The sequence below is a fragment of the Pseudomonas sp. GM74 genome, from assembly GCF_000282455.1.
Lineage (GTDB): Bacteria > Pseudomonadota > Gammaproteobacteria > Pseudomonadales > Pseudomonadaceae > Aquipseudomonas.
Genome location: NZ_AKJG01000150.1, coordinates 29,918 through 56,323, shown reverse-complemented (window position 1 = coordinate 56,323; position 26,406 = coordinate 29,918). Strand labels below are relative to the sequence as shown.

The window sequence follows — 26,406 nt, the reverse complement described above, 5'->3', positions numbered from 1 at the left end:
TCATGCACGGCGAATCTCCAATCAAACGTCGCGAATCCCGCAAGATCTGGGTCGGTAACGTGCCTGTTGGCGGCGATGCGCCTATCGCTGTGCAGAGCATGACCAACAGCGACACCAACGATGTCGCGGCCACGGTCGCGCAAATCAATCGCCTGGAAGCGGCCGGCGTCGATATCGTGCGGGTTTCCGTACCGGACATGGATGCCGCCGAAGCCTTCGGCAAGATCAAGCAGCTGGTCAAGGTGCCCCTGGTTGCCGACATTCACTTCGACTACCGGATCGCCTTGCGCGTAGCTGAACTGGGTGTCGATTGCCTGCGGATCAACCCGGGCAATATCGGTCGCGAAGACCGTGTGCGCGCGGTGGTCGATGCCGCCCGTGACCGCGGGATCCCGATCCGTATCGGCGTGAACGCCGGTTCCCTGGAAAAAGACCTGCAAAAGAAATACGGCGAGCCGACGCCGGCGGCGCTGGTCGAGTCTGCCTTGCGCCACGTCGAGCACCTTGAACGCCTGAACTTCCAGGACTTCAAGGTCAGCGTGAAAGCCTCCGACGTGTTCATGGCCGTCGAAGCCTACCGCCTGCTGGCCAAGGAAATCGTCCAGCCGCTGCACCTGGGCATCACCGAAGCCGGTGGTTTGCGTTCCGGCACGGTGAAATCTGCCGTGGGCCTCGGTATGCTGCTCGCCGAAGGGATTGGCGATACTATCCGCATCTCGTTGGCGGCCGACCCGGTCGAGGAAGTGAAAGTCGGCTACGACATTCTCAAATCCCTGCACCTGCGTTCCCGTGGCATCAACTTCATCGCCTGCCCGAGCTGCTCGCGGCAGAACTTCGATGTGGTCAAGACCATGAACGAGCTGGAAGGGCGCCTCGAGGATTTGCTGGTGCCGCTGGATGTCGCGGTGATCGGTTGCGTGGTCAACGGCCCGGGCGAAGCCAAGGAAGCCCATATCGGCTTGACCGGCGGCACGCCGAACCTGATTTACATCGACGGCAAGCCGTCGCAGAAGCTGACGAATGACAATCTGGTGGATGAGCTTGAGCGCTTGATCCGGCAGAAGGCGGCCGAAAAGGTCGAAGCTGACGCTGCCGTTATTGCGCGCGGCTAAGCCTGGCTAAAAAGAGCCGAACGAATTAAGGAATTTAAGTGAGCAAGTCTCTGCAAGCCATTCGTGGCATGAACGATATCCTGCCCGAACAGACTCCCCTGTGGCGTCATTTCGAAGGCACCGTTTCGCGCCTGCTGGATAACTACGGTTACAAGCAGATCCGCATGCCGATCGTCGAGTTCACCGAACTGTTCAAGCGTTCCATCGGTGAAGTGACCGACATCGTCGAAAAAGAGATGTACACCTTCGACGACCGCAACGGCGACTCCCTGACCCTGCGCCCCGAAGGCACGGCGGCCTGTGTGCGCGCGGTGCTGGAACACGGCATCACCGGCGGCGGCCAGGTTCAGAAACTCTGGTACATCGGCCCGATGTTCCGTCACGAGCGTCCGCAGAAAGGCCGTTATCGCCAGTTTCACCAGATCGGTGTCGAAGTATTCAACCTCGACGGCCCGGACATCGACGCCGAACTGATCGTGCTGACCTGGCGCCTGTGGGGCGAACTGGGCATCCGCGATGCGGTCAAGCTCGAGCTCAACAGCCTGGGCACCAGCGAATCCCGTGGTCGTTATCGCGAAGCTCTGGTCGAGTTCCTGTCCCGGCATCTGGACAAACTGGACGAAGACAGCCAGCGCCGCCTGAAGACCAACCCGTTGCGGGTCCTGGACACCAAGAACGCCGAGACACAGGCGATTCTGGTCGATGCGCCGAAAATGGCCGATTACCTCGACGAAGAATCCCGCGTGCACTTCGAAGGCCTCAAGGCTCGCCTGGACGCCGCCGGCATTCCCTACGTGATCAACCCGAAACTGGTTCGCGGGCTGGATTACTACAGCAAGACCGTTTTCGAATGGGTCACCGACAAACTCGGCGCCCAGGGTACCGTATGTGCCGGTGGCCGTTACGACGGCCTGGTGGAGCAGATGGGCGGCAAACCGACCGCCGGCGTTGGCTTTGCCATGGGCATCGAACGACTGGTGCTGTTGCTGGAAACCCTGGAGCAGATCCCGCAAGAGATCTCCCGTCAGGTCGACGTCTACCTCTGCGCCTTCGGTGAAGCCGCCGAACTGGCTGGCCTGACCCTGGCGGAGCGGGTTCGCGACCAGTTGCCCAACCTGCGCCTGCAAGTGAATGCCGGCGCCGGCAGTTTCAAAAGCCAGTTCAAGAAGGCCGACAAGAGCGGTGCGCTGTACGCGCTGATCCTCGGTGACGACGAAATGGCCCAGCAAGTGGTAGGTTTCAAACCCCTGCGTGGCCAGGGCGAACAACAAAGCATTGCCTGGGATGCGCTTGCTGCACACCTGGCCACCTGCGTCGTGCAGGGTTGAAGCTGTCTAAACAGCCGAATTAGCGATTAAGGAGTATTGGGGTGTCGAGTACCGAAGACGAACATTTGATGGAATTGAAGGAATGGTGGTCACGCAACGGTAAGCCCCTGGTCACTGGCGGCCTATTGGCGCTGGTCATCGTGTTCGGCTGGCAGGCGTTCCACAAGTATCAGAGCAATCAGTCGCAAGGCGCCTCGATTCTCTATCAGCAATTGCTCGAAACCACGCTGACGCCTGACGGCAAGCCTGATGCGGCCCGTGTTTCGGACCTGGCCGGCAAGCTCAACAGCGAGTTCGGCGGCAGCGCCTACGCGCAGTACGGCAGCCTGTTCGTGGCCAAGGTTGCGGTCGACAGCGGCAAGCTGGACGACGCGGCCAGCGAACTCAAAGCCATTGTCGCCAAACCGGCCAACCCGGCGCTGGGCGAAATCGCCCGTCAGCGTCTGGCCCAGGTACTCGGCGCGCAGAACAAGGCCGACGAAGCACTGAAGCTTCTCGAAGGCGATGCCGACAAGGCATTCCTGGCCACTCGCGAAGAGCTCAAGGGCGACCTGCTGGTGCAGTTGGGTCGTACCGACGAGGCGAGCGCGGCGTATCAAAAAGCCAAGGCGGCACTGTCGGATGAAGCGGCGGTCGGTGGCCTGCAAATCAAGCTGGACGACCTGGCCAAAGGGGATGCGTGACGTGATTCGTTGGAAACATGCAGCATTGCTGGCCCTGGCCATTTTGGCCGCGGGTTGCAGCAGCAACAGCAAAAAAGAATTGCCACCAGCCGAGTTGACCGACTTCAAAGAAGAAGTGGTTCTGCACAAGCAATGGAGTCGTTCGATCGGTGACGGTCAGGGCGAAACCTACAACATGCTGGTTCCGGCCATCGATGGCGATACCATCTATGCCGCCGACGTCACTGGCGTGTTGATGGCGATGGATCGCAACACCGGCGATGTCAAATGGAAGAAAGACCTCGAACTGCCTGTCTCCGGCGCCGTTGGTGTCGGTTACGGTCTGGTCACCATCGGTACGATCAAGGGTGAAATCGTTGCCCTGGACGCCATCAACGGTGAAGAAAAGTGGCGCGCTCGCGTGTCCAGCGAAGTACTGGCGCCGCCAGCCAACAACGGTGACGTCGTGGTGGTTCAGACCCAGGATGATCGTCTGATCGGCCTGGATGCCTCCACCGGTAACCGTCGCTGGATCTATGACAGCACGCCTGCGGTACTGACCCTGCGTGGTACCAGTGCGCCGATCGTGACCAACCGCCTCGCGGTGGCTGGCCTGTCGACCGGTAAAGTGGTTGCCGTGGACATCTCCAACGGCGTACCGGTGTGGGAACAGCGCGTAGCGATCCCGCAAGGTCGTTCGGAGCTGGAGCGCGTGGTCGATATCGACGGTGGCTTGCTGCTGTCGGGCGAGACGCTGTATGTCGCCAGCTATCAGGGTCGCGTTGCCGCTCTGGACTTGCAAAGCGGCCGTCAGCTCTGGCAGCGTGATGCTTCCAGCTATGCCGGTGTCGCCCAGGGTTTCGGTACCGTGTATGTGAGCCTGTCTTCGGGCACCGTTGAAGGCGTCGACGAGCGTTCCACCACAGCCTTGTGGAGCAACGACTCGCTGGCCCGCCGTCAACTGTCGGCTCCGGAAGTGTTCTCCAGCTACGTTGCAATCGGTGACCTGGAAGGTTACCTGCACCTGCTGAGTCAGGTGGACGGTCGTTTCGTCGGCCGCGAGCGCATCGACAGCGACGGCCTGCGTGCTCGTCCGCTGGTGGTGGGTGACACGATTTATGTGTATGGCAACAGCGGCAAACTGGAAGCCCTGACCATCAAGTAAAGGTTTGACTATGCTTGGGGTTAACCACCCCAGGCTGCTTCACTTGTGGGAGCGGGCTTGCTCGCGAAAGGTGTCAACGATGACGCGTACAGCCTGGATAAACACGGTGCTGTTACGGTTTTTCGCGAGCAAGCCCACTCCCACAGTGTTGCCCCCGAGCACCAGCCGCTGCCTCGCAGCGGCTTTTGTATTTTCTGAAATAACGAAGTGGAGAGCCGCATGGTTCCCGTAATCGCCCTGGTGGGCCGACCGAACGTCGGCAAGTCCACCTTGTTCAACCGCCTGACCAGGACTCGTGACGCCATCGTCGGCGACTTGTCCGGTCTGACCCGTGATCGCCAGTACGGTGAGGCCAAGTGGCAAGGGCGTTCCTACATTCTGATCGACACCGGCGGTATCTCCGGTGACGAGCACGGTATGGACGAAAAGATGGCCGAGCAATCGCTGCTGGCCATCGAAGAAGCAGATGTCGTTCTGTTCCTGGTAGATGCCAAGGCCGGTTTCACCGCCGCCGACCAGATGATCGCCGAGCATTTGCGCAAGCGTAACAAGCGTTCCCACGTGGTGGCCAACAAGGTCGACAACATCGACCCGGAAATGGCCCGCGCCGAATTCGCCCCGTTGGGCATGGGCCATGCGATCCCGATCGCCGGTGCCCACGGCCGTGGTATCACCCAGTTGCTGGAAATCGCCCTGAGTGACTTCCCGAAAGACGACGACGAGCTGGAAGAAGGCGAGGAAGAAGACGTCGCCGAAGGCGAGGAAGCCAAGCGCATTCCTGGCCCAAGCGAAAAAGACGGGATCAAGATCGCGATCATCGGCCGTCCGAACGTCGGCAAGTCGACCCTGGTCAACCGCATGCTCGGGGAAGACCGGGTAATCGTCTACGACCAACCCGGCACCACCCGCGACAGTATCTACATCCCGTTCGAACGTAACGACGAGAAGTACACGCTGATCGACACCGCCGGTGTGCGCAAGCGCGGCAAGATCCACGAAGAAGTCGAAAAGTTCTCCGTGGTCAAAACCCTGCAGGCGATCAAAGACGCCAACGTGGTGATCTTCGTGATGGACGCCCGCGAAGGCGTGGTGGACCACGACCTCAACCTGCTGGGCTTTGCCCTCGAGGCCGGTCGTGCATTGGTCATCGCGATCAACAAGTGGGACGGCATGACGCCAAGCGAGCGCGACTTCGTCAAGATCGAGTTGCAGCGTCGTCTGTTCTTCGTCGAGTTTGCCGATATTCACTTTATCTCGGCACTGCACGGCACTGGCGTGGGCAACCTCTACGCGTCGGTACAGAACTCGTTCAAGTCCGCGGTTACCCGCTGGCCGACGAGCCGCCTGACCCAGATCCTGGAAGACGCGGTCAGCGAGCACCAGCCGCCGATGGTCAACAGTCGCCGGATCAAGCTGCGTTATGCCCACCTCGGTGGCGCGAACCCGCCGATCATCGTGATCCACGGTAACCAGATCGAGAAGGTGCCGAAGTCCTACGTGCGTTACCTGGAAAACACGTACCGCCGTGTGCTGAAGCTGGTCGGTACGCCGATCCGCATCGAGTTCAAGGGTGGCGAGAACCCGTACGAAGGCAACAAGAACACGCTCACCGACCGTCAGGTCAACAAGAAGCGTCGTTTGATGTCGCACCACAAGAAGGCCGACAAGAAGCGTCGCGACAAGCGATAGAAGCAGCTGCAAGCTGCAAGCTGCAAGCTTCAAGTCAAAGCGAAAAGGGTCCTTTCCAGGGCCCTTTTTTTGCGTCTGGAGGTTTGGCGCTTGACCACTTGCAGCTTGCAGCTTGAAACTTGTAGCTCACCTGCAAGGGGCTATCGATGATCACCAGCAAGCTGCCGAATGTCGGCATCACCATCTTCACGCAGATGTCTCAGCTCGCGGCACAGACCGGCGCGCTCAATCTGTCCCAGGGTTTTCCCGATTTCGCCGCCCCGCAGGCCCTGTGCGATGCGGTTGGCCGGCATATCGCCAGTGGCCATAACCAGTATTCGCCGATGACCGGGCTGCCGGTGTTGCGTCAGCAGATTGCGGTGAAGATCTCCCGCAACTATGGCACGCAGGTGGATGCGGATACTGAAGTGACGGTCACCCCAGGCGCGACCGAAGCGATTTTCTGTGCCATTCAGGCGGTAATCCACAGCGGCGACGAAGTCATCGTGTTTGACCCGGCATACGACAGCTACGAGCCCTCGGTAGAGCTGGCCGGCGGTCGTTGCGTGCACGTACAACTGGGCTTGAACGATTTCAGTATCGACTTCGAGAAGCTTGCCCAGGCACTGAGCCCGCGCACGCGGATGATCATTCTCAACACCCCGCACAACCCCAGCGGCGCATTGATCAGCCGTGCCGAACTCGACCAGTTGGCAGCCTTGATCCGCGATCGCGACATCTATGTGATCAGCGACGAAGTCTACGAACACCTGGTGTATGACGGTGTGCCTCACGTCAGCGTGCTGAATCATGAAGAGCTGTATCAGCGTGCCTTCGTGGTCAGCTCGTTCGGCAAGACCTACCACGTCACCGGCTGGAAAACCGGCTACGTGGTCGCGCCACCGGCCCTCACGGCGGAGCTGCGCAAGGTGCACCAATACGTCAGTTTCTGCGGCGTGACCCCGCTGCAATACGCCTTGGCCGATTACATGGCCGAGCATCCCGAGCATGTCGAGGAGCTGCCGGGTTTCTATCAGGCCAAGCGCGATTTGTTCTGCGATCTGCTGGCGCCGTCGCGATTCAGTTTCACCCGGGTGACCGGCACCTATTTCCAGTTGGTCGATTACTCGCAGATCCGCCCTGACCTCAATGACGTCGAGATGGCCCTGTGGATGACTCGCGAGCATGGCGTGGCCAGTATCCCGATCTCGGTGTTCTACCAGACGCCACCGGTCGGCCAACGCCTGGTGCGGCTGTGCTTTGCCAAGCGTGAGGAGACCCTGCGTGAAGCGGCGGAAAAACTATGCGTGATCTGAGTTCATTGCCGAAACTGACCGTTGCGCTGATCCAGACCTCTCTGGTCTGGCACGACCGCCAGGCCAACTTCGAGCATTTCGAGCCATTGCTGGAACAGGCTCGCGGAGCCGACCTGATCATTCTGCCGGAGATGTTCACCACCGGGTTCTCCATGGAATCCGAGACCCTCGCCGAAGCGGAAAACGGCCCCACCAGCAAGTGGCTGCGGGTTCAGGCGGCAAAGCTTGATGCGGTGATCACTGGCAGCGTGATCGTCCAGGCCGCCGACGGCAGTCATCGCAATCGCCTGCTGTGGGCACGCCCGGATGGCGAGGTGCTGCATTACGACAAGCGTCACCTGTTCCGCATGGCCGGTGAGCATAACCACTACACCCCCGGCGAGCGCCAAGTGCAGTTCGAGCTCAAGGGCTGGCGAGTGCGGCCGCTGATCTGCTACGACCTGCGCTTCCCGGTGTGGAGCCGTGACGCCCAGGACACGGATCTGTTGCTGTACACCGCCAACTGGCCAGGTGCCCGGCGCCAGCACTGGAACCGCTTGTTGCCTGCGCGGGCGATCGAGAACCTGTGCTATGTGGTGGCGGTGAACCGCATCGGGACTGATGGCAAGGGCTTTGCCTATACCGGTGACAGCCAGGTGCTGGATTTCCAGGGTGAGACGTTGCTCAGTGCCGCAGAGGCTGACGGGGTGTTCAAGGTGGTGCTGGATGCGGCAGAGCTGGCGGCGTACCGGCAGCGGTTTCCGGCGAATCTGGATGCCGATACTTTTGAGTTCACCTGAGATTTTCGCTGCCTGACAGGGCCCCTTCGCGGGCAAGCCCGCTCCCACATTTGATCGCATTCTCATGAACGTACGCGGTCCCCTGTGGGAGCGGGCTTGCCCGCGAAGGGGCCGGTTCAGACAACAAAAATGGCAGGCAAACAAAAAGGCCCCGAGGTTCACACCATCGGGGCCTTTTGCTTTTCGGCTAACAGCTTACGCCGCTTTCGCTTCCGGCTGGCTCAGCGAGCGGTTCAGTGCGCTGAACAGGGCCTTGAAGCTGGCGGTGGTGATGTTTTCGTCGATGCCGACGCCATGCACCGCACGTTCACCGTTCACACGCAGTTCAATGTAGGCCGCAGCCTTGGCATTGGTGCCCGCACCGATGGCGTGCTCGTTGTAGTCCATGATTTCCACCGGTACCGGCAGGCCGGCCACCAGTGCTTCCAGGGCGCCATTGCCCTTGCCGCGCCAGTGCAGGTTGGTTTCGCCCTGGCCTTGGCTGGCCACTTCCACTTCGACGGCGCTGTGACCGTTTTCTTCCTGCAGGCGATGGCTGACCAGCGCGTACGGGGTGTTGGCCTGCAAGTACTCGCTGTACAGCAGGGCGTGGATCTGCTGGGCGGTCATTTCAAGGCCCAGGCGGTCGGTTTCACGCTGCACGACCTGGCTGAATTCGATCTGCATGCGACGCGGCAGGCTGATGCCGTACTCCTGCTCCAGGAGGTAGGCGATGCCGCCCTTGCCCGACTGGCTGTTGACGCGGATGACCGCCTCGTAGCTGCGGCCAATGTCGGCCGGGTCGATCGGCAGGTACGGTACTTCCCAGAGTGCATCGGATTTCTGCTGGGCAAAGCCTTTGCGGATCGCATCCTGGTGCGAGCCGGAGAACGCGGTATGCACCAGGTCGCCGACGTACGGGTGACGCGGGTGCACCTGGATCTGGTTGCACTCTTCGACGACTTTGCGCACGCCGTCGATGTCGGAGAAGTCCAGCTCAGGGTTCACGCCCTGGGTGTAGAGGTTCAAGGCCACGGTCACGAGGTCGACGTTACCGGTACGCTCGCCGTTGCCGAACAGGCAGCCTTCGACACGGTCGGCGCCGGCCATCAGGCCCAGCTCGGTGGCGGCAACGCCGGTGCCACGGTCGTTGTGGGTGTGCAGGCTGATGATCACGCTGTCACGACGGTTGATGTGACGGCCGAACCATTCGATCTGGTCGGCATAGATGTTCGGGGTCGCGCATTCCACTGTGGCCGGCAGGTTGAGGATCATCTTGTGCTCGGGCGTCGGGTTCCAGACCTCGATCACCGCGTCGCAGACTTCCTTGGCGAACTCCATTTCGGTGGCGCTGAAGGTTTCCGGCGAGTATTCGAAGGTCCACTCGGTGTCCGGCTGCATGGCCGCGTATTTGACGAACAGCTTGGCGGCGTTCACGGCGATGGCCTTGACCCCGTCCTTGTCCTGGTTGAAGACAATGCGGCGGAAGGAAGGGGAGGTCGCGTTGTACAGGTGAACGATGGCTTTCTTCGCACCGCGCAGGGATTCGAAGGTGCGCTCGATCAGGTCTTCACGGCCCTGGGTCAGCACCTGGATGGTGGTGTCGTCAGGGATGTGGTTGCCTTCGATCAGGGTGCGGACGAAGTCGAAGTCGGTTTGCGAGGCGGCCGGGAACGACGCTTCGATTTCCTTCACGCCGACCTGCACCAGTGTTTTCCAGAAGCGCAGCTTCTTGACGGCGTCCATCGGCTCGATCAGCGACTGGTTGCCGTCGCGCAGGTCGGAGCTGCACCAGATCGGCGCGGCGGTGATGGTTTTCGATGGCCAGGTGCGGTCCGGAATGTCGATGGTCGGGAACGCGCGGTATTTCGAAGACGGGTCTTTGAGCATGCTCATCGGGAAATCCTTATTGTGTGGGCCGAAAAAAGGCGGCCTGCCGGTGGATCAAAAGTTCTTGGACTGACGCTTGGGACGAGGCACCACGATTCAGCCCGGCAGTCGTGCGCTGACGAGGCACAGGCTGCGGTGCTGGCGGAGCTGAATGAGGGTGTGAGAGGTTTTCATGCCCTCAACCCTAACCTTGGGGGGGAAGGTTGGCAAGCAGTCGAAAAAAATTGAGAGGAATACTCGTGAGCGGGTGTTTATCGAGATTTTATTGCTGTGATTGGTGGTGATTGTTTTGTTGTTTGCGCGAGGTTCGAGTGGTGCGCAATTGGAAAAAACGGCAGTCTTGGATTCTTCTGGTGACTGAAATGCCGCCTTCGCGGGCAAGCCCGCTCCCACAGGTACAGCGCAATCCCTGTGGGAGCGGGCTTGCCCGCGAAGGGGCCAGAAGCCTCAGCGAAAAATCAGGGCTGAAACGCACCAATGAAGATAGCCGGATCGACCCGCGCATCGTTCAGGCTGATGTTCCAGTGCATGTGCGGGCCGGTCGCGCGGCCGGTCGCGCCGACTTTGCCGACCACGTCACCACGGGCCAGTGGCTGCCCCACCTTCACATCGATTTTCGACATGTGGCAGAACATGCTGATAAAGCCTTGGCCATGGTCGACGAACACCGTGTTGCCATTGAAGAAGTAGTTGCCGATCAGGATCACCTTGCCGGCGGCCGGGGTCTTGATGGGCGTACCGCCGGGCACGGCGAAGTCCAGTCCGGAGTGGGGATTGCGCTCTTCACCGTTGAAAAAACGGCGTACGCCGAACTTGCTCGACAGTGGACCGTTCACCGGCTTGTCCAGCAGGAGGTTGCTTGGGGTGTTGGGGCTGAACGTACGGTAGGCAGTAATCTGCTCGGCCAGTTCACGCTCGATGCGCTTGAGATTTTCCGGGTCCGGATTGACCTGTTGGGTGTTCTTCAGGGTGATGCGCTGTTCCGGGTATTTCTTGTTGCCAACCGTAAAACTCAGATTGCGACCGCCGCTGCTGACCGATTGAGCCCCCGGCTTGACCGTCAGCGGTACGCCGACAATGGCCAGCCAGTTGTTCTGTTCCTTGACCACCAGTACCGGTTTGCCTTGGTAAGTGGCTTTTGGCGCCTGGGCGGAGGTGCCCAGGTCCACCACCGCCACGCCGCCCGGCACCGGTTTGTTCAGCTGGCGGGTGATGTAGCTGTCGGCGTGGGCGTTGAAGGTCAGGAGCAGCAGCAACAACGGAGCAAAGAAACGCGGCATGGATCAATCCAGTAAAGAAAGGGTGACGGGCGTCAGGTGATTGTCTTCGACCCGCACTTGCAGTTCACCTTCGCCCAGTTTGGCCTTCAGGCGTTGGCCGGTATGGGTTTGCGCGGCGTTGCGGATCGCGTTGCCGCGCTCGTCCAGCAAGATGCTGTAGCCACGGCCGAGGGTCGCCAAGGGGCTGACTACATGCAATGTCTGCATCTGGCTGTGCAGTTGCAGGCGACGGTTCTTCAGCCCTTCGCGGATCGCCCGCGGCAGGCGTTCGGCCAGGCTGTCGAGGCGCTGGCGCAGCATTGCCAGTTGCCGGCCAGGATGTTGTGCGGCCAGACGGGTTTCCAGACGGATCAAGCGTTCGCGACGGGTGTTGAGGCTGCGCTCGAACGCGCGGCGCATGCGCATGTCCAGGTCGTCCAGGCGTTGCGCTTGCTGGCGCAGGCGCTCGCCGGGATGACGCAGGCGGCGAGAGATACCTTCCAGGCGCAAGCGGTCGCGCATCAAACGGTCACGCATGCGCATCACTAGCCGGCGGTGCAGGCTCTCGACCCGACGCACCAGGTCACTGGAGTCCGGTGCCAGCAACTCGGCGGCAGCGGAAGGGGTGGGCGCGCGAACGTCGGCGACGAAATCACTGATCGACACGTCGGTTTCATGGCCGACCGCGCTGACAATCGGTGTCACGCAAGCGTCGACGGCGCGGGCCACGGCTTCTTCGTTGAAACACCAGAGATCTTCCAGCGAACCGCCGCCCCGGGCCAGGATCAGGGCGTCGAAACCCCGGGCATCCGCCAGTTTCAGGGCGCGGACAATCTGCGCCGTGGCTTCGCGGCCCTGTACGGCAGTAGGGATCAGGGTCAACTGCACCTGCGGTGCACGACGGCGGAACACGCTGATGATGTCGCGGATCACCGCCCCGGTGGGCGAACTGATGATGCCGATGCGTTGCGGATGCGCCGGCAGCGGCACCTTGCGTTCGGCACTGAACAGGCCTTCGGCGCTGAGCTTTTCCTTGAGTGCATCGAAGGCCAGGCGCAACGCGCCATCACCAGCCGGCTCCACGGTGTCGAGGATCAGCTGATAATCACCGCGTCCCTCGAACAGCGAGACTTTGCCACGGACCTTGACCGCCAGGCCGTCCTTCAAGGCTTGGCGAACCCGTGCCGCGTTCTGCCGGAACAGCGCGCAACGCACCTGGGCGCCACTGTCCTTGAGGGTGAAATACACGTGGCCGGACGCCGGGCGGGCGAGGTTGGAGATTTCGCCTTCGACCCAGATGTTGCTGAACACGTCTTCGAGCAACACCCGCGCGCGGCCGTTGAGCTGGCTGACGGTCAGGACTTCGCGGTCAAGGCCGAGTCTTGCAAAGGGATCTTTAATCATGGGGCGCAGTTTAAAGGCATTCGGTGGTCAATCTCCATGTGTCGGCACAATTCCCTTGTGGAGCCGCTTGATGTGGGAGCGGGCTTGCTCGCGAAGACGGTGTGTCAGCCACATTGATTTGGGATGTTAGTCCGCTTTCGCGAGCAAGCCCGCTCCCACAAAGGTAAAGTCACCGACGGGTATTCAAGGAAGATACGTGAATGAATGTGTTCGAACTGTTGAACCAATGGCCCTTCGGCCCGCTGGACTGGCTGGTAATCGGTGCCGGCATCGCCCTGGCCTACATCGTGTTCGGCATCGCCGGCTTTGGCACCGCGCTGGTGGCGGGGCCGATTCTGATTCTGTTCATGCCGCTGTCGAAAATCGTGCCCTTGCTGGTGCTGCTCGATTTTGTCGCGGCATTCGGCAATCTGGTGCCTTCGCGGCGCAATGTGGCCAGGCCGGAGCTGTTGCGGTTACTGCCCTGCATGGCCGTGGGGTGCACGCTGGGGGTGATTTTCCTGCTGAACCTCAAGTCCGATCTGTTGCTGTTGTTGATGGGGTTGTTTATCAGCGCCTATGCCATTTACAGCCTGTGGATAACTGTCCGTCCGGCGCAGTTGTCCGCCGCGTGGGCGCTGCCGATGGGGACGGTGGGCGGAATGTTTGGCGCGTTGTTTGGCAGCGGCGGCTTTCTCTATGCGATCTATTTGAACAGCCGGCTGCCCAAGGAGGCGGCGCGGGCGACCCAGAGTGCGCTGATCAGTTGCAGTACGGTGGTGCGTCTGAGCCTGTTTGCCATCGCCGGTGTGTATGCCGATTTGCCGTTGCTGGTGCTGGCGGTTTGTCTGTTACCGGCGATGGTGCTGGGGCTGTGGTTCGGTCGACGGCTGACCATGCGCTTGTCCCGCGAAGCGTTCGTGCGGCTGGTGACGTGGCTGGTGCTGGCCAGCGGGGTTGCATTGATCGGGCGCTATCTCGGCACCTGAAGATTCAACCTGTGGCGGGGGCTTTTTGTGGGAGCCCCCCACCGCAAGTTGTTCAGTCGTTGTACTGGCTCAACAACCGCTCCAGTCGTGCACTGAGGCGGCGTTTGATTTCGGTCTCGATGTGCGGGGCGAAATCGTCGATCACGTCTTGCATGATCAACTGCGCGGCGGCGCGCAATTCACTGTCCAGGTGCAGCAAGTCATCCGGGTTCTTGCTGGCGGCAGGCGCCGGCGTCGCCGTGGTGACGGGGTCAACGATGGGGGCAGGGGTTGTCGCTACGACGGGGGGCGAAGGCTCGCTTACGGCGTCGAACAACATGGGAATCTGTTCCTGGTCACCTTCCTCGACCGTGTCGGTCAGCAGGGGCGGTTGCAGGTTGTCGTCGCCGAGCAACTGGCGGATCGACTCAAGGTCGTCCAGCAGGTGCGCGGACTGTTGCAGCGGTTTTGGAGTGTCCATTGAAAGGCTCAGAGTCGCTGTAAACGGTGATCTTGCAGAGGATAGCCCTGTTCGCGGTAGAAACGGAAACTCTCCCGCGCGGCCGCTCTGATCGTCGGATCTTCCACCACCACTTCCGCCACTCGGGCGAACCTGCTGGCGAAGGCCGGGACTTTCAGGTCGAGATTGACCAGCAAATCCTGATGCTGACCGCAGTCATCGCCCAACCCCAGGACAATCAAACCCTCAGGTTCGCTGTCGGCGGGGCCGTGGGGCACGAAGCTTTCGCCCTTGAACGCCCACAGCCGCGCATCAAGATCGTCACGCTGGGCCGCGTCGCTGCAATGCAGGTAGATGCGGTGGCCCATGCGCCAGGCTTTCTCGGTGAGCTTGCAGGCAAAGTCCAGGCGTGCCGAAGGATCGGCGCTGGGCAGGATATAGAAGTCGACTTTGGTCATTGCGGTTCCAGAGCGGCAAGCGGCGTCACCGGGAAGTGACACCGCCGCCCTTCAGCGGTTTCAGGCTTTGGCGCGGTCCAGCAGGTATTGGGTCAGCAGGGGAACCGGACGGCCAGTGGCGCCCTTGTCCTTGCCGCCGCTGGTCCAGGCCGTGCCGGCGATGTCCAGGTGCGCCCAGTTCAGGTTCTTGGTGAAGCGCGACAGGAAGCAGGCTGCGGTGATGGTCCCGGCTTTCGGGCCGCCAATGTTGGCGATGTCGGCGAACGGGCTGTCCAGCTGTTCCTGGTACTCATCGAACAGCGGCAGTTGCCAGGCACGGTCGTCGGCGGCCTTGCCGGCGCTCAGCAGTTGGTCGATCAGTTCGTCGTTGTTGCCCAGCAGGCCCGAAGTATGGGAACCCAGCGCAACTACGCAGGCACCGGTCAGGGTGGCGATGTCGACGACCGCTTGCGGCTTGAAGCGCTCGGAGTAGGTCAGTGCGTCGCACAGCACCAGACGGCCTTCGGCGTCGGTGTTGAGGATTTCCACGGTCTGGCCGCTCATGGTGGTGACGATGTCGCCCGGGCGCGAAGCGTTGCCGCTCGGCATGTTTTCGGCGCAGGCCAGGATGCACACCAGGTTGATCGGTAGCTTCAGTTCGAGCACGGCACGCAGGGTGCCGAACACGCTGGCGGCGCCGCCCATGTCGTACTTCATTTCGTCCATGCCGGCACCCGGCTTGAGGCTGATGCCGCCGGTGTCGAAGGTGATGCCCTTGCCGACCAGCGCGTACGGCTTCTCGGACTTCTTGCCGCCGTTGTATTGCATGACGATCAGGCGCGGAGGCTGGGCGCTGCCCTGGCCGACGGCGTAGAACGAGCCCATGCCCAGGGCCTTGATCTTCTTCTCGTCGAGGACTTCGACTTTGAGGTCCTTGAATTCTTTGCCGAGGTCTTTGGCCTGCTCACCGAGGAAGGTCGGGTGGCAGATGTTCGGCGGCAGATTGCCCAGGTTGCGGGTGAAAGCCATGCCGTTGGCGATGGCGGTGGCGTGGGTCACGGCGCGCTGTACTTCAGCCTGGGCAGCCTTGATGGTCAGCAGGGTGATTTTCTTCAGCGCGCGGGGTTCGGCTTTCTGGCTCTTGAACTGGTCGAAGCTGTACTCGCCGTCCACCAGGGTTTCGGCCAGCAGGCGGGACTTGCCATAGCTGTCGCGGCCTTTGACCACGACTTCGTCGAGGGCCAGCACTGCATCGCTGCCGCCCAGGCCTTTGAGGGTGTTGAGGATGCCGGCGATGATCTTGCGGAACGGGCGGTCACCCAGCTCGTCGTCCTTGCCCACACCCACCAGCAGCACGCGCTCGGCCTTGAGGTTCGGCAGGCTGTGCAGTAGCAGGCTCTGGCCGACCTTGCCGGCCAGGTCGCCGCGCTTGAGCACAGCGCTGATCGCGCCGCCGCTCAGTTCGTCGAGTTGTCGGGCAACAGCGCCGAGCTTGCGGCCTTCGCCGACGGAGACCACGAGAGTGGCGGTCTTCAACGTTTCGGGGTTGACGCTTTTTACAACCAGTTCCATGTCCGGGTCCCTGAATTGATGGTTATCACGCATGCGCCCGACACCTTATGTGCGTCGATTGCTTATAAACAGAAAGGCGCCAGGATCGACCGGCGACAAAGGCCGCAGTTTGAACCTCGCTACCGGCGGCTGACAACCCTCGGTTGTACGATTGTGGGAGCGAGCCCGGGATGCATTGCGCAGTGACAGGCGCACACAATCACAGGATAATGCGCCATCTTTTTCGGCGGCTCTGCCTTGCGGGCCGTCCGATACGTTTGCTTGTTTGGCCGCCTTAGCCTGACAACCCTGGAGTGTCTGGTTTGATCGTCTTCCGTTATCTATCCCGCGAAGTCCTGTTGACCTTGAGCGCCGTCAGTGCCGTACTGCTGGTCATCATCATGAGCGGTCGCTTCATCAAATACCTCGCCCAGGCGGCTTCGGGCCTGCTGGATCCGGGTTCGTTGTTCCTGATCATGGGCTATCGCCTGCCGGGTTTCCTTCAGCTGATCCTGCCGCTGGGGCTGTTTCTCGGGATCCTGTTGTCCTACGGGCGCCTGTACCTCGAAAGCGAAATGACCGTGCTCTCGGCCACCGGCATGAGCCAGCAGCGGCTGGTTTACATGACGCTGTTCCCGGCTACCCTGGTTGCGCTCATCGTGGCGTGGCTGAGCCTGAGCCTGGCGCCACAGGGGGCCAATCAGTTTCAGTTGCTGTTGAACAAGCAGGATGCCCTGACCGAATTCGATACCCTGGAGCCGGGGCGCTTCCAGGCTTTGCGTGACGGCACCCGGGTCACCTATACCGAGCGCATGTCCGATGACCGCGTCAATCTGGCGGGTGTGTTCATCTCGCAGAAAAACATCAGTTCCAATAACAAGGATCGCGGGATTTCCGTGCTGGTGGCGGAAAAGGGACGCCAGGAAATTCGTCCGGACGGCAACCGCTACCTGATTCTTGATAACGGCTATCGCTATGACGGTAGTCCGGGACAGGCCGACTATCGGGCGATCAAGTACGACGAGTACGGCGTATTGCTGCCAAAGCCGGACGTCAGCGACGAAGTCACCGACCGTGATGCGATGCCGACCAGTACGTTGATCGGCAGTGACGACATTCGCCTGCGCGCCGAACTGCAATGGCGCATGTCTCTGCCGTTGCTGGTGTTCATCGTGACCTTGATGGCGGTGCCGCTGGCGCGGGTCAATCCGCGTCAGGGCCGATTCCTCAAATTACTGCCGGCGATTCTTCTTTATATGGGTTACCTGACCATTCTGATTGCCGCCCGCGGTGCCCTCGACAAGGGCAAGATCCCCGCGGTGTTCGGCTTGTGGTGGGTGCACGGGATTTTCCTGTCCATCGGCCTGGGCTTGCTCTACTGGGAGCCCTTGCGCTTGAAGAGGGCGAGTCGCCGCAGCGCGCTGGAGGTGGCCCGTGGTTAAGCTGGATCGCTACATTGGTAGCAGTGTGTTCATGGCGATCCTGGCGGTGCTCGGGATCATTCTCGGTCTGGCGACCCTGTTTGCCTTTATCGACGAGATGAGTGAAGTCAGCGATACCTACACCCTGGTCGATGCGCTGAGTTATGTGTTGTTGACCGCGCCGCGCCGGATGTACGAAATGCTGCCGATGGCTGCGCTGATCGGTTGCCTGATCGGTCTGGGCAGCCTGGCCAGCAACAGTGAGCTGACTATCATGCGCGCCGCCGGTGTATCGATCGGCCGGATCGTCTGGGCGGTGATGAAACCGATGCTGGTATTGATGCTGGCCGGTGTGCTGGTCGGCGAGTACGTCGCACCGCCCGCTGAAACCACAGCGCAGGCCAATCGCTCGCTGGCCCAGGGCAGCGGTGATGCACAAAGCGCCAAGCACGGCTTGTGGCACCGCCAGGGCGATGAGTTCATTCACGTCAACTCGGTACAACCCGACGGCATTCTGTATGGCGTGACCCGTTATCGCTTCGACAACGAACGGCACATGCTGTCGGCGAGCTTCGCCAAGCGTGCCGACTTCGTAAACGAGCACTGGGAATTGTCGGATGTCACGACCACGCTGTTCCACGAGCGCAGCACCGAAGTGGTTTCGACCCCGGTAGAGCGCTGGAACATTGCGTTGAGCCCGCAGTTGCTGAACACAGTGGTCATGGTGCCCGAGTCGCTGTCGATCAGCGGCTTGTGGAGTTACATCCACTATCTGGCGGACCAGGGGCTGAACAATGGCCGCTACTGGCTGGCATTTTGGGTCAAGGTGTTGCAGCCGCTGGTGACTGCCGCTCTGGTGTTGATGGCGATTTCCTTCATCTTTGGTCCGCTGCGTTCGGTGACCCTGGGTCAACGGGTGTTCACCGGTGTTCTGGTGGGCTTCACCTTCCGCATCGTTCAGGATCTGCTGGGGCCTTCGAGCCAGGTATTCGGCTTCCCACCGTTGCTTTCGGTGCTGGTGCCGGCGGGTATTTGTGCCGTGGCGGGGCTCTGGCTGTTGCGTCGAGCAGGTTGATGGCGGGCACTTCCCGACCGCTTTGACGTTAGAAAACGCCCTTGTCGCAAGACCGGGGCGTTTTTGTAGGCGCCGTCTGACCTGCGAACGTGACGCTTGCGCCGTGGATCAGGTACAATTCCCGGCTATTTTTCGGCGGGCCATGCCTGCAGCCTTTTTGAGTGTTGATCCGTGAGTGATTTGAGTCATATCCGCAATTTCTCCATCATCGCCCACATTGACCATGGCAAGTCGACGCTGGCCGATCGTTTCATCCAGATGTGTGGCGGCCTCGCCGAGCGCGAAATGGAAGCCCAGGTCCTGGACTCCATGGACCTCGAGCGTGAACGCGGGATCACCATCAAGGCGCACAGCGTCACCCTGTATTACAAGGCTCGCGACGGTATCAACTACCAGCTGAACTTCATTGATACCCCCGGCCACGTTGACTTCACCTATGAGGTGAGCCGTTCGCTGGCCGCCTGTGAAGGCGCGCTGCTGGTGGTCGATGCCGGTCAAGGCGTTGAAGCGCAGTCGGTTGCCAACTGCTACACGGCGATCGAGCAGGGCCTGGAAGTGATGCCGGTGCTGAACAAGATCGACCTGCCACAGGCCGATCCGGACCGCGTCAAAGAAGAAATCGAAAAAATCATCGGCATCGATGCCACCGATGCGGTCGAGTGCTCGGCCAAGACCGGCCTGGGCGTCGACGAAGTGCTCGAACGCCTGGTCGCCACCATTCCTGCACCGACCGGCAACTACGAAGATCCGCTGCAAGCGTTGATCATCGACTCCTGGTTCGACAACTACCTGGGCGTTGTTTCCCTGGTACGCGTGCGCCACGGTCGTGTGAAGAAGGGCGACAAGATCCTGGTCAAGTCCACCGGCAAGATCCACCTGGTAGACAGCGTCGGTGTATTCAACCCGAAGCACACCCCTACCGCTGACCTCAAGGCCGGTGAGGTGGGCTTCATCATCGCCAGCATCAAGGACATTCACGGTGCGCCAGTGGGCGACACCCTGACCTTGAGCTCGACGCCGGACGTTGATGTACTGCCAGGCTTCAAACGTATTCAGCCGCAGGTTTACGCCGGTCTGTTCCCGGTCAGCTCCGACGACTTCGAAGATTTCCGCGAAGCCCTGCAAAAACTCACGCTCAATGACTCGTCCCTGCAGTACACCCCGGAAAGTTCCGACGCCCTGGGCTTCGGTTTCCGTTGCGGGTTCCTCGGCATGCTGCACATGGAAATCATCCAGGAGCGCCTGGAGCGCGAGTACAACCTGGACCTGATCACCACGGCGCCGACGGTAATTTTCGAGCTGCTGCTCAAGACCGGTGAGACGATCTACGTCGATAACCCGTCGAAGCTCCCGGACCTGTCCTCGATCGAAGACATGCGTGAGCCGATCGTGCGCGCCAATATTCTTGTGCCGCAAGAGCACCTGGGCAACGTCATTACCCTGTGCATCGAAAAACGTGGTGTGCAGGTTGACATGCTGTTCCTCGGCTCCCAGGTACAAGTGACCTACGACCTGCCGATGAACGAAGTGGTGCTGGACTTCTTCGATCGCCTGAAGTCCACCAGTCGCGGCTATGCTTCGCTGGACTACCATTTCGATCGTTATCAATCGGCCAGCCTGGTGAAACTGGACGTGCTGATCAACGGTGACAAGGTCGACGCCCTGGCGCTGATCGTGCACCGTGACAACTCGCACTACAAAGGTCGCCAGTTGACCGAGAAGATGAAAGAACTGATTCCGCGGCAGATGTTCGACGTGGCAATCCAGGCCGCCATTGGCGGGCAGATTGTGGCGCGGACAACCGTCAAGGCGCTCAGAAAGAACGTATTGGCCAAATGCTACGGTGGTGACGTCAGCCGTAAGAAGAAGCTGCTGGAAAAGCAAAAGGCCGGTAAGAAACGCATGAAGCAGGTCGGCAATGTGGAAATTCCACAGGAGGCCTTCCTTGCCGTGCTCAGGTTGGATAGTTAGGTCCTATGTCGCTAAATTTCCCGCTGTTGCTGGTCATTGCCGTGTTCGTCTGCGGCCTGTTGGCGTTGCTCGATCTGTTGATCCTGGCCCCGCGTCGGCGTGCCGCCATCGCGTCCTATCAGGGCAGCGTCAGCCAGCCTGACATGGTCGTGGTCGAGAAGCTGAACAAAGAGCCGCTGCTGGTTGAATACGGCAAGTCGTTCTTCCCGGTGTTGTTCATCGTGCTGGTGCTGCGTTCGTTCCTGGTGGAACCGTTCCAGATTCCTTCCGGTTCGATGAAGCCAACCCTGGATGTCGGCGACTTCATCCTGGTGAGCAAGTTTTCCTACGGGATCCGCTTGCCAGTGATCGACAAGAAAGTCATCGAAGTCGGTGATCCGCAGCGCGGCGACGTCATGGTGTTCCGCTACCCGAGCGACCCGAACGTCAACTACATCAAGCGTGTGGTTGGCTTGCCGGGCGACACGGTTCGCTACACCGCCGACAAGCGCCTGTTCGTCAACGGTCAATCGATTGCCGAACAACTGGTCGGCTCCGAGCCGGGCACGCTGGGCAGCGCTGAGCTCTACAAGGAAAAACTCGGGGCGGCCGAGCACATGATCCGCAAGGAAATGAGCCGCTACCGCGCCATGCCGGACCACTCGTGGACCGTGCCGGCCGGGCACTACTTCATGATGGGCGACAACCGCGACAACTCGAACGACAGTCGCTACTGGGATGATCCGAACATTCCCAAGGATCTGCTGGGCATGGTTCCCGACAAGAACATCGTCGGCAAGGCCTTTGCGGTCTGGATGAGCTGGCCGGAACCCAAACTCAGCCACCTGCCGAATTTCTCGCGGGTTGGCCTGATCAAGTAATCAGACACGGCGCTGTTGAACACAGCGCCGAATGCATTTCTGGAACCGGCACAATGGGCGCCAGAGGCATGAAAACAATGATATTCAGGACGTTATTTTTGAACACAGCTTTAATTGTCCCAAGCCTGCGCCGCCTTACGGCGATGGCGGTGGAATCCAGCCACGAACTCAGCGTGGGTAAACCGTGAGCGTCTCCTTAAGCCGTCTAGAGCGTCAGCTCGGCTACACCTTCAAGGATCAGGAACTGATGGTCCTGGCCCTGACTCACCGCAGCTTTGCCGGGCGCAACAACGAACGCCTGGAATTCCTCGGTGACGCCATTCTCAACTTCGTCGCCGGTGAGGCGTTGTTCGAGCGATTCCCTCTGGCCCGCGAAGGCCAGTTGTCGCGTTTGCGCGCGCGTCTGGTCAAAGGTGAGACCCTGGCCGTACTGGCCCGTGGTTTCGATCTGGGCGAATACCTGCGCCTGGGCTCGGGCGAGCTGAAAAGCGGCGGTTTCCGTCGCGAGTCGATTCTGGCCGATGCCCTCGAAGCGTTGATCGGTGCGATCTACCTCGATGCCGGCATGGAAATGGCCCGCGAGCGTGTGCTTGCCTGGCTGGCCGGCGAGTTCGAAGGCCTGACACTGGTCGACACCAACAAAGATCCAAAGACCCGCCTGCAGGAGTTCCTGCAGTCCCGTGGTTGTGAGCTGCCGCGTTACGAAGTGGTGGATATCCAGGGTGAGCCGCATTGCCGGACGTTCTTCGTCGAATGCGAAATCATCTTACTGAATGAAAAAAGCCGAGGTCAGGGTGTGAGCCGTCGTATTGCCGAACAGGTAGCGGCCGCCGCAGCACTGATTGCCCTGGGTGTGGAGAATGGCAATGACTGATACAAACGCAACTCGCTGTGGCTATGTTGCCATCGTCGGCCGTCCGAACGTGGGCAAGTCCACGCTGCTGAACCACATCCTGGGTCAGAAGCTGGCGATCACCTCGCGCAAACCGCAAACCACCCGTCACAACATGCTCGGTATCAAGACCGAGGGCGATGTGCAGGCGATCTACGTCGACACCCCCGGTATGCACAAGGGTGGCGAGAAGGCCCTGAACCGCTACATGAACAAGACCGCTTCGGCGGCGTTGAAAGACGTCGACGTGGTGATCTTCGTGGTCGACCGCACCAAGTGGACCGAAGAGGACCAGATGGTTCTCGAGCGCGTCCAGTACGTGACCGGCCCGCTGATCGTGGCGTTGAACAAGACCGATCGCATCGAAGACAAGGCCGAGCTGATGCCGCACCTGAGCTGGTTGCAGGAGCAGTTGCCGAATGCGCAGATCATCCCGATTTCCGCACAGCACGGGCATAACCTCGATGCACTGGAGCGCGTGATTGCCGAGCACCTGCCGGAAAACGATCACTTCTTCCCGGAAGACCAGATCACCGACCGCAGCAGCCGTTTCCTCGCCGCGGAGCTTGTGCGCGAGAAAATCATGCGCCAGATGGGCGCCGAGCTGCCGTACCAGATCACCGTTGAAATCGAAGAGTTCAAGCAGCAGGGCAAGACCCTGCATATCCATGCCCTGATCCTCGTCGAGCGCGATGGCCAGAAGAAAATCATCATTGGCGACAAGGGCGAGCGCATCAAGCGTATCGGCACCGAAGCGCGCAAGGACATGGAGCTGCTGTTCGACTCCAAGATCATGCTCAACCTGTGGGTCAAGGTTAAGGGCGGCTGGTCCGATGACGAGCGTGCATTGCGTTCCTTGGGTTACGGCGACTTGTAAACCCGATTGGCGTTGCACCGTAGAACCCTGTGGGAGCGGGCTTGCTCGCGAAGAGGATGTAACATTCAGCAGTGATGTTGACTGTTACGCCGCCTTCGCGAGCAAGCCCGCTCCCACATTGGTTTTGGGTTGTATGTAAAACGGCATTCCTTCATTGAGCACTGCGATTTTTATGTCCCAACCCATCGCCCAACCCGCCTACGTCCTGCACTCCCGCGCCTATCGTGAAAACAGCGCTTTGGTGGACTTCCTCACGCCGCAAGGCCGGCTGCGGGCGGTGTTGCGCAGTGCGCGGGGCAAGGCCGGGACGCTGGCGCGGCCGTTCGTGCCACTGGAAGTCGAGTTCCGGGGCAAGGGCGAGCTGAAGAATGTCGGGCGCATGGAGAGTGCCGGGGTTTCCACCTGGCTCAACGGCGAGGCGCTGTTCAGCGGTCTTTACCTCAATGAGCTGCTGATTCGCCTGTTGCCTGCTGAAGATCCGCTCCCTTCGGTGTTCGATCATTACGCCGCCACCTTGCTGGCCTTGGCCGAAGGTCGCCCGCTGGAGCCCTTGCTGCGCTCCTTCGAGTGGCGTTTGCTCGATGACCTCGGCTACGGTTTTTCCCTGACTGCTGATATTCATGATCAGCCCATCGCGCCGGACGGTCTCTACCGCCTGCAAGTGGATGCGGGGCTGGAACGGGTCTATCTGCTGCAGCCTGGCCTGTTCAATGGCGCCGAGCTGTTGGCCATGGCCGAAGCCGACTGGTCCGCCCCCGGTGCTCTGTCCGCCGCCAAGCGCCTGATGCGCCAGGCGTTGGCCGTTCACCTGGGCGGCCGTCCGCTTGTCAGTCGCGAGCTGTTTCGCAAGCCCTGATCACACCGTATGCTGTGCACCGAACTTTCTCTTCTTCTGGAGCGCTTCCGTGACCACCAGCACCCGTATTCTTCTTGGCGTGAACATCGACCACGTTGCCACCCTGCGTCAGGCCCGGGGCACCCGTTACCCGGACCCGGTCAAGGCGGCACTGGACGCGGAAGAGGCGGGCGCCGACGGCATCACCGTGCACCTGCGTGAAGACCGTCGGCACATTCAGGAGCGCGACGTGCTGCTGCTCAAGGACGTGCTGCAAACCCGCATGAACTTCGAAATGGGCGTCACCGAAGAAATGATGCAGTTCGCCGAGCGCATTCGTCCGGCGCACATTTGCCTGGTGCCGGAAACCCGTCAGGAACTGACCACTGAAGGCGGTCTGGACGTGGCGGGGCAGGAAGCGCGTATCAAGGCGGCGGTCGAGCGCCTGTCGAAGATCGGCTCCGAAGTGTCGCTGTTCATCGATGCCGATGAGCGCCAGATCGAAGCCTCCCGCCGTGTCGGCGCGCCTGCCATCGAGCTGCACACCGGGCGTTATGCCGATGCCGAGACGCCGACCGAAGTCGCCGAAGAACTCAAGCGTGTGGCCGATGGCGTTGCGTTTGGTTTGGCCCAGGGCCTGATCGTCAATGCTGGCCATGGCCTGCACTATCACAACGTTGAAGCCGTGGCGGCGATCAAGGGCATCAACGAGCTGAACATCGGCCATGCGCTGGTGGCCCATGCGCTGTTCGTTGGCTTCAAGTCGGCGGTTTCGGAGATGAAGGCGCTGATTCTGGCGGCGGCTGCCAAGGCTTAAAAACCAACACAAAACCCTGTGGGAGCGAGCAAGTCGAATCGTCGCACCGCCGCTCCCACATTTGATCCAGGTTGTTCTGTCAGAGCGGGGCTGGCTCTTGAGCAGGCTTGCTCTTGTCGATCCCCGGAACAAGCAGTTTGCCCTCGGCGACCTGATCGCCCTCAAGCTGCGGCTGCGTGACCCAGGTCAGGATGTCGTAGTAGCGACGGATGTTCGCCACGAAATGCACCGGTTCGCCACCACGGGCGTAGCCGTATCGGGTTTTGCTGTACCACTTCTTTTCCGACAGGCGCGGCAGGATCTTCTTCACATCCAGCCATTTGTCCGGGTTCAACCCTTCCTTGGCCGCCAGTTTGCGTGCGTCATCCAGGTGGCCGCTGCCGACGTTGTAGGCCGCCAGGGCAAACCAGGTCCGGTCCGGCTCCTGAATCGAATCGTCGAGCTGGTCTTTCATGTAGGCCAGGTACTTGGCGCCGCCCATGATGCTCTGCCTGGGGTCCAGGCGGTTGGACACGCCCATGGCCTGCGCGGTGTTCTGGGTCAGCATCATCAGGCCGCGCACGCCGGTCTTGGACGTGACCGCCGGTTGCCACAACGACTCCTGGTACCCGATGGCCGCCAGCAGGCGCCAGTCGACTTTCTCTTTCTTGGCGTACGACTTGAAGTGCTGTTCGTACTTGGGCAGGCGTTGCTGCAAGTGTTGGGCAAACGTGGTGGCGCCCATGTAGCCGAGGACGTCGACATGCCCGTAGTAGCGGTCCTTGAGGCGTTGCAGGGTGCCGTTCTTCTTGACCTTGTCGAGGTAGTCGTTGATTTCGTTGAGCAGGCTGTTGTCGTCGCCCGGGGCGACGGCCCAGCTCTGGTTGCTGGCGTCACCGAGGTCGAAGGCGACCCGGATGTTGGTGAAGTACACCTGGTTCATCGCCACTTCGTTGGAGTCGACCAGGGTCAGGTCGATCTGACCTTCGTCCACCATGCGCAGGAGATCGACGACCTCGACCGCGTCAGACTCTTCGTATTCGATGCCGGGAAATTTCTGTTTCAGCTGCGCCAGTTGTTCGGCGTGGGTGCTGCCTTTGAGCACCATGATCTTCTTGCCCACCAGATCCTTCGCATCGGTCGGCCGTGACTGGCCGTTGCGGTAGATGATCTGCGGGGTGACTTCCAGATAGGAGTGGGAGAAGCGCACCTGCTTCTTGCGCTCTTCGCTGCTGACCAGACCGGCCGCCGCCAGCACCGGGCCATTGGGCTTGCCGACCTGGTTGAACAGGTCATCGAGGTTGTCGGCGGTCTCGATCTTGAGCTCGACCCCCAGATCGTCGGCGAAGCGCTTCACCAGCTCGTATTCGAAGCCGGTTTCACCGTTGCGATCCTGAAAGTAGGTGGCGGGGCTGTTACGGGTAACCACCCGCAGCACACCATCCTCCTTTACGCGCTCGAGCGTGTTGGGTTTATCAACACAGCCACCGAGCATCAGGAAGAGTCCGGTTGCGATCAGCCATTTGGCGTACCGCGGACGCAAAGCCGTTGGGAAAAACATCTGCGCAGTATACGCAAAGGACCACGGGCGCCATATCTCGACAGCGAGGGGGTTGTCTGCTAGAGATCACAAAACCGGCCGAAACCCCGCAGGAATGGGCTTTGCCTGCATTTTGTTACAGTAAAAATAAGCTGTCGCCACACGCCCAATTAACCTGACTT

The 26,406-nt window shown here is 60.7% G+C and carries 23 protein-coding genes; 16 read left to right on the top strand and 7 right to left on the bottom strand.

The window, feature by feature from the left end; all coding sequences use genetic code 11:
- Window positions 1-2 precede the first annotated feature (2 nt).
- The 7 genes from ispG (at window position 3) to PMI34_RS04125 (ending at window position 8,030) form a co-directional block, all read left to right on the top strand.
- Window positions 3-1,112, top strand: coding sequence for a flavodoxin-dependent (E)-4-hydroxy-3-methylbut-2-enyl-diphosphate synthase (gene ispG / locus PMI34_RS04095; RefSeq protein WP_003185136.1), 1,110 nt, complete (start codon window positions 3-5; stop codon window positions 1,110-1,112).
- A gap of 38 nt (window positions 1,113-1,150) precedes the next feature.
- On the top strand, window positions 1,151-2,440 hold the full coding sequence (hisS, locus tag PMI34_RS04100; RefSeq protein WP_008053247.1) for a histidine--tRNA ligase: 1,290 nt from the start codon (window positions 1,151-1,153) through the stop codon (window positions 2,438-2,440).
- A 41-nt stretch (window positions 2,441-2,481) separates the two neighbouring features.
- On the top strand, window positions 2,482-3,123 hold the full coding sequence (locus tag PMI34_RS04105) for a tetratricopeptide repeat protein (protein WP_008053246.1): 642 nt from the start codon (window positions 2,482-2,484) through the stop codon (window positions 3,121-3,123).
- Window positions 3,116-4,267 (top strand): outer membrane protein assembly factor BamB, encoded by a 1,152-nt coding sequence (bamB, locus tag PMI34_RS04110; RefSeq protein WP_032829872.1) that lies wholly within the window; start codon window positions 3,116-3,118, stop codon window positions 4,265-4,267. The genes PMI34_RS04105 and bamB overlap by 8 nt, the downstream gene beginning before the upstream one ends.
- 219 nt (window positions 4,268-4,486) lie before the next feature.
- Window positions 4,487-5,956: a ribosome biogenesis GTPase Der gene (der, locus tag PMI34_RS04115; protein WP_008053244.1), complete on the top strand. Its 1,470-nt coding sequence runs from the start codon at window positions 4,487-4,489 to the stop codon at window positions 5,954-5,956.
- A 146-nt stretch (window positions 5,957-6,102) separates the two neighbouring features.
- Complete coding sequence (locus tag PMI34_RS04120) at window positions 6,103-7,251, top strand: pyridoxal phosphate-dependent aminotransferase (protein ID WP_008053240.1); 1,149 nt, start codon at window positions 6,103-6,105, stop codon at window positions 7,249-7,251.
- Entirely contained in the window at window positions 7,239-8,030 is a 792-nt protein-coding gene (locus tag PMI34_RS04125) for an amidohydrolase (protein ID WP_008053239.1), read from the top strand. The genes PMI34_RS04120 and PMI34_RS04125 overlap by 13 nt, the downstream gene beginning before the upstream one ends.
- A gap of 195 nt (window positions 8,031-8,225) precedes the next feature.
- On the opposite strand, the gene leuA is transcribed toward PMI34_RS04125, so the two are convergent.
- The 3 genes from leuA to xseA all read right to left on the bottom strand — a co-directional run bounded on the left by leuA (window position 8,226) and on the right by xseA (window position 12,562).
- Window positions 8,226-9,905, bottom strand: a complete 1,680-nt coding sequence (leuA, locus tag PMI34_RS04130; RefSeq protein WP_008053238.1) for a 2-isopropylmalate synthase — start codon at window positions 9,903-9,905, stop codon at window positions 8,226-8,228.
- A 452-nt stretch (window positions 9,906-10,357) separates the two neighbouring features.
- Complete coding sequence (locus PMI34_RS04135; protein WP_008053237.1) at window positions 10,358-11,179, bottom strand: M23 family metallopeptidase; 822 nt, start codon at window positions 11,177-11,179, stop codon at window positions 10,358-10,360.
- Window positions 11,180-11,182: 3 nt separating this feature from the next.
- Entirely contained in the window at window positions 11,183-12,562 is a 1,380-nt protein-coding gene (gene xseA / locus PMI34_RS04140; RefSeq protein ID WP_008053235.1) for an exodeoxyribonuclease VII large subunit, read from the bottom strand.
- A gap of 200 nt (window positions 12,563-12,762) precedes the next feature.
- On the opposite strand from xseA, the gene PMI34_RS04145 reads away from it, so the two are divergent.
- A complete protein-coding gene (locus PMI34_RS04145; protein WP_008053229.1) occupies window positions 12,763-13,530 on the top strand; it encodes a sulfite exporter TauE/SafE family protein in 768 nt (255 codons plus the stop codon).
- A 52-nt stretch (window positions 13,531-13,582) separates the two neighbouring features.
- Here the strand turns inward: PMI34_RS04145 and PMI34_RS04150 are convergent, their stop codons facing one another.
- From PMI34_RS04150 to PMI34_RS04160, 3 genes are read right to left on the bottom strand one after another with little or no spacing between them, the layout of a single operon-like run.
- Complete coding sequence (locus PMI34_RS04150; RefSeq protein WP_008053228.1) at window positions 13,583-13,990, bottom strand: hypothetical protein; 408 nt, start codon at window positions 13,988-13,990, stop codon at window positions 13,583-13,585.
- 8 nt (window positions 13,991-13,998) lie between these two features.
- Complete coding sequence (locus PMI34_RS04155) at window positions 13,999-14,427, bottom strand: DNA polymerase III subunit chi (protein ID WP_008053227.1); 429 nt, start codon at window positions 14,425-14,427, stop codon at window positions 13,999-14,001.
- Between the two features lie 60 nt (window positions 14,428-14,487).
- A complete protein-coding gene (locus tag PMI34_RS04160; RefSeq protein ID WP_032829875.1) occupies window positions 14,488-15,978 on the bottom strand; it encodes a leucyl aminopeptidase in 1,491 nt (496 codons plus the stop codon).
- A gap of 302 nt (window positions 15,979-16,280) precedes the next feature.
- On the opposite strand from PMI34_RS04160, the gene lptF reads away from it, so the two are divergent.
- The 8 genes from lptF (at window position 16,281) to pdxJ (ending at window position 24,705) form a co-directional block, all read left to right on the top strand.
- A complete protein-coding gene (gene lptF / locus PMI34_RS04165) occupies window positions 16,281-17,399 on the top strand; it encodes an LPS export ABC transporter permease LptF (protein WP_008053225.1) in 1,119 nt (372 codons plus the stop codon).
- Window positions 17,392-18,453, top strand: a complete 1,062-nt coding sequence (lptG, locus tag PMI34_RS04170) for an LPS export ABC transporter permease LptG (RefSeq protein ID WP_008053224.1) — start codon at window positions 17,392-17,394, stop codon at window positions 18,451-18,453. Before lptF ends, lptG begins: the two co-directional genes overlap by 8 nt.
- 171 nt (window positions 18,454-18,624) lie before the next feature.
- On the top strand, window positions 18,625-20,424 hold the full coding sequence (gene lepA, locus PMI34_RS04175; protein WP_008053223.1) for a translation elongation factor 4: 1,800 nt from the start codon (window positions 18,625-18,627) through the stop codon (window positions 20,422-20,424).
- A 5-nt stretch (window positions 20,425-20,429) separates the two neighbouring features.
- On the top strand, window positions 20,430-21,284 hold the full coding sequence (gene lepB / locus PMI34_RS04180; protein WP_008053222.1) for a signal peptidase I: 855 nt from the start codon (window positions 20,430-20,432) through the stop codon (window positions 21,282-21,284).
- Window positions 21,285-21,468: 184 nt separating this feature from the next.
- On the top strand, window positions 21,469-22,158 hold the full coding sequence (gene rnc / locus PMI34_RS04185) for a ribonuclease III (RefSeq protein WP_008053221.1): 690 nt from the start codon (window positions 21,469-21,471) through the stop codon (window positions 22,156-22,158).
- Window positions 22,151-23,053 (top strand): GTPase Era, encoded by a 903-nt coding sequence (era, locus tag PMI34_RS04190; RefSeq protein WP_007973959.1) that lies wholly within the window; start codon window positions 22,151-22,153, stop codon window positions 23,051-23,053. Before rnc ends, era begins: the two co-directional genes overlap by 8 nt.
- Window positions 23,054-23,225: 172 nt before the next feature.
- Complete coding sequence (recO, locus tag PMI34_RS04195; protein ID WP_008053220.1) at window positions 23,226-23,909, top strand: DNA repair protein RecO; 684 nt, start codon at window positions 23,226-23,228, stop codon at window positions 23,907-23,909.
- A gap of 49 nt (window positions 23,910-23,958) precedes the next feature.
- Window positions 23,959-24,705: a pyridoxine 5'-phosphate synthase gene (gene pdxJ, locus PMI34_RS04200; RefSeq protein ID WP_008053219.1), complete on the top strand. Its 747-nt coding sequence runs from the start codon at window positions 23,959-23,961 to the stop codon at window positions 24,703-24,705.
- A gap of 79 nt (window positions 24,706-24,784) precedes the next feature.
- Here the strand turns inward: pdxJ and mltF are convergent, their stop codons facing one another.
- A complete protein-coding gene (gene mltF / locus PMI34_RS04205) occupies window positions 24,785-26,245 on the bottom strand; it encodes a membrane-bound lytic murein transglycosylase MltF (RefSeq protein WP_032829871.1) in 1,461 nt (486 codons plus the stop codon).
- Window positions 26,246-26,406: the final 161 nt, after the last annotated feature.

What these genes read in the sequence shown, in the direction of transcription:
- ispG (WP_003185136.1), top strand. Translation starts at nt 3, where the DNA reads ATGCACGGCGAATCTCCAATCAAACGTCGCGAATCCCGCAAGATCTGG.
- bamB (WP_032829872.1), top strand. Translation starts at nt 3,116, where the DNA reads ATGCGTGACGTGATTCGTTGGAAACATGCAGCATTGCTGGCCCTGGCC.
- der (WP_008053244.1), top strand. Translation starts at nt 4,487, where the DNA reads ATGGTTCCCGTAATCGCCCTGGTGGGCCGACCGAACGTCGGCAAGTCC.
- PMI34_RS04120 (WP_008053240.1), top strand. Translation starts at nt 6,103, where the DNA reads ATGATCACCAGCAAGCTGCCGAATGTCGGCATCACCATCTTCACGCAG.
- PMI34_RS04125 (WP_008053239.1), top strand. Translation starts at nt 7,239, where the DNA reads ATGCGTGATCTGAGTTCATTGCCGAAACTGACCGTTGCGCTGATCCAG.
- leuA (WP_008053238.1), bottom strand. Translation starts at nt 9,905, where the DNA reads ATGAGCATGCTCAAAGACCCGTCTTCGAAATACCGCGCGTTCCCGACC.
- PMI34_RS04135 (WP_008053237.1), bottom strand. Translation starts at nt 11,179, where the DNA reads ATGCCGCGTTTCTTTGCTCCGTTGTTGCTGCTGCTCCTGACCTTCAAC.
- xseA (WP_008053235.1), bottom strand. Translation starts at nt 12,562, where the DNA reads ATGATTAAAGATCCCTTTGCAAGACTCGGCCTTGACCGCGAAGTCCTG.
- PMI34_RS04145 (WP_008053229.1), top strand. Translation starts at nt 12,763, where the DNA reads ATGAATGTGTTCGAACTGTTGAACCAATGGCCCTTCGGCCCGCTGGAC.
- PMI34_RS04150 (WP_008053228.1), bottom strand. Translation starts at nt 13,990, where the DNA reads ATGGACACTCCAAAACCGCTGCAACAGTCCGCGCACCTGCTGGACGAC.
- PMI34_RS04155 (WP_008053227.1), bottom strand. Translation starts at nt 14,427, where the DNA reads ATGACCAAAGTCGACTTCTATATCCTGCCCAGCGCCGATCCTTCGGCA.
- PMI34_RS04160 (WP_032829875.1), bottom strand. Translation starts at nt 15,978, where the DNA reads ATGGAACTGGTTGTAAAAAGCGTCAACCCCGAAACGTTGAAGACCGCC.
- lepB (WP_008053222.1), top strand. Translation starts at nt 20,430, where the DNA reads ATGTCGCTAAATTTCCCGCTGTTGCTGGTCATTGCCGTGTTCGTCTGC.
- era (WP_007973959.1), top strand. Translation starts at nt 22,151, where the DNA reads ATGACTGATACAAACGCAACTCGCTGTGGCTATGTTGCCATCGTCGGC.
- recO (WP_008053220.1), top strand. Translation starts at nt 23,226, where the DNA reads ATGTCCCAACCCATCGCCCAACCCGCCTACGTCCTGCACTCCCGCGCC.
- mltF (WP_032829871.1), bottom strand. Translation starts at nt 26,245, where the DNA reads ATGTTTTTCCCAACGGCTTTGCGTCCGCGGTACGCCAAATGGCTGATC.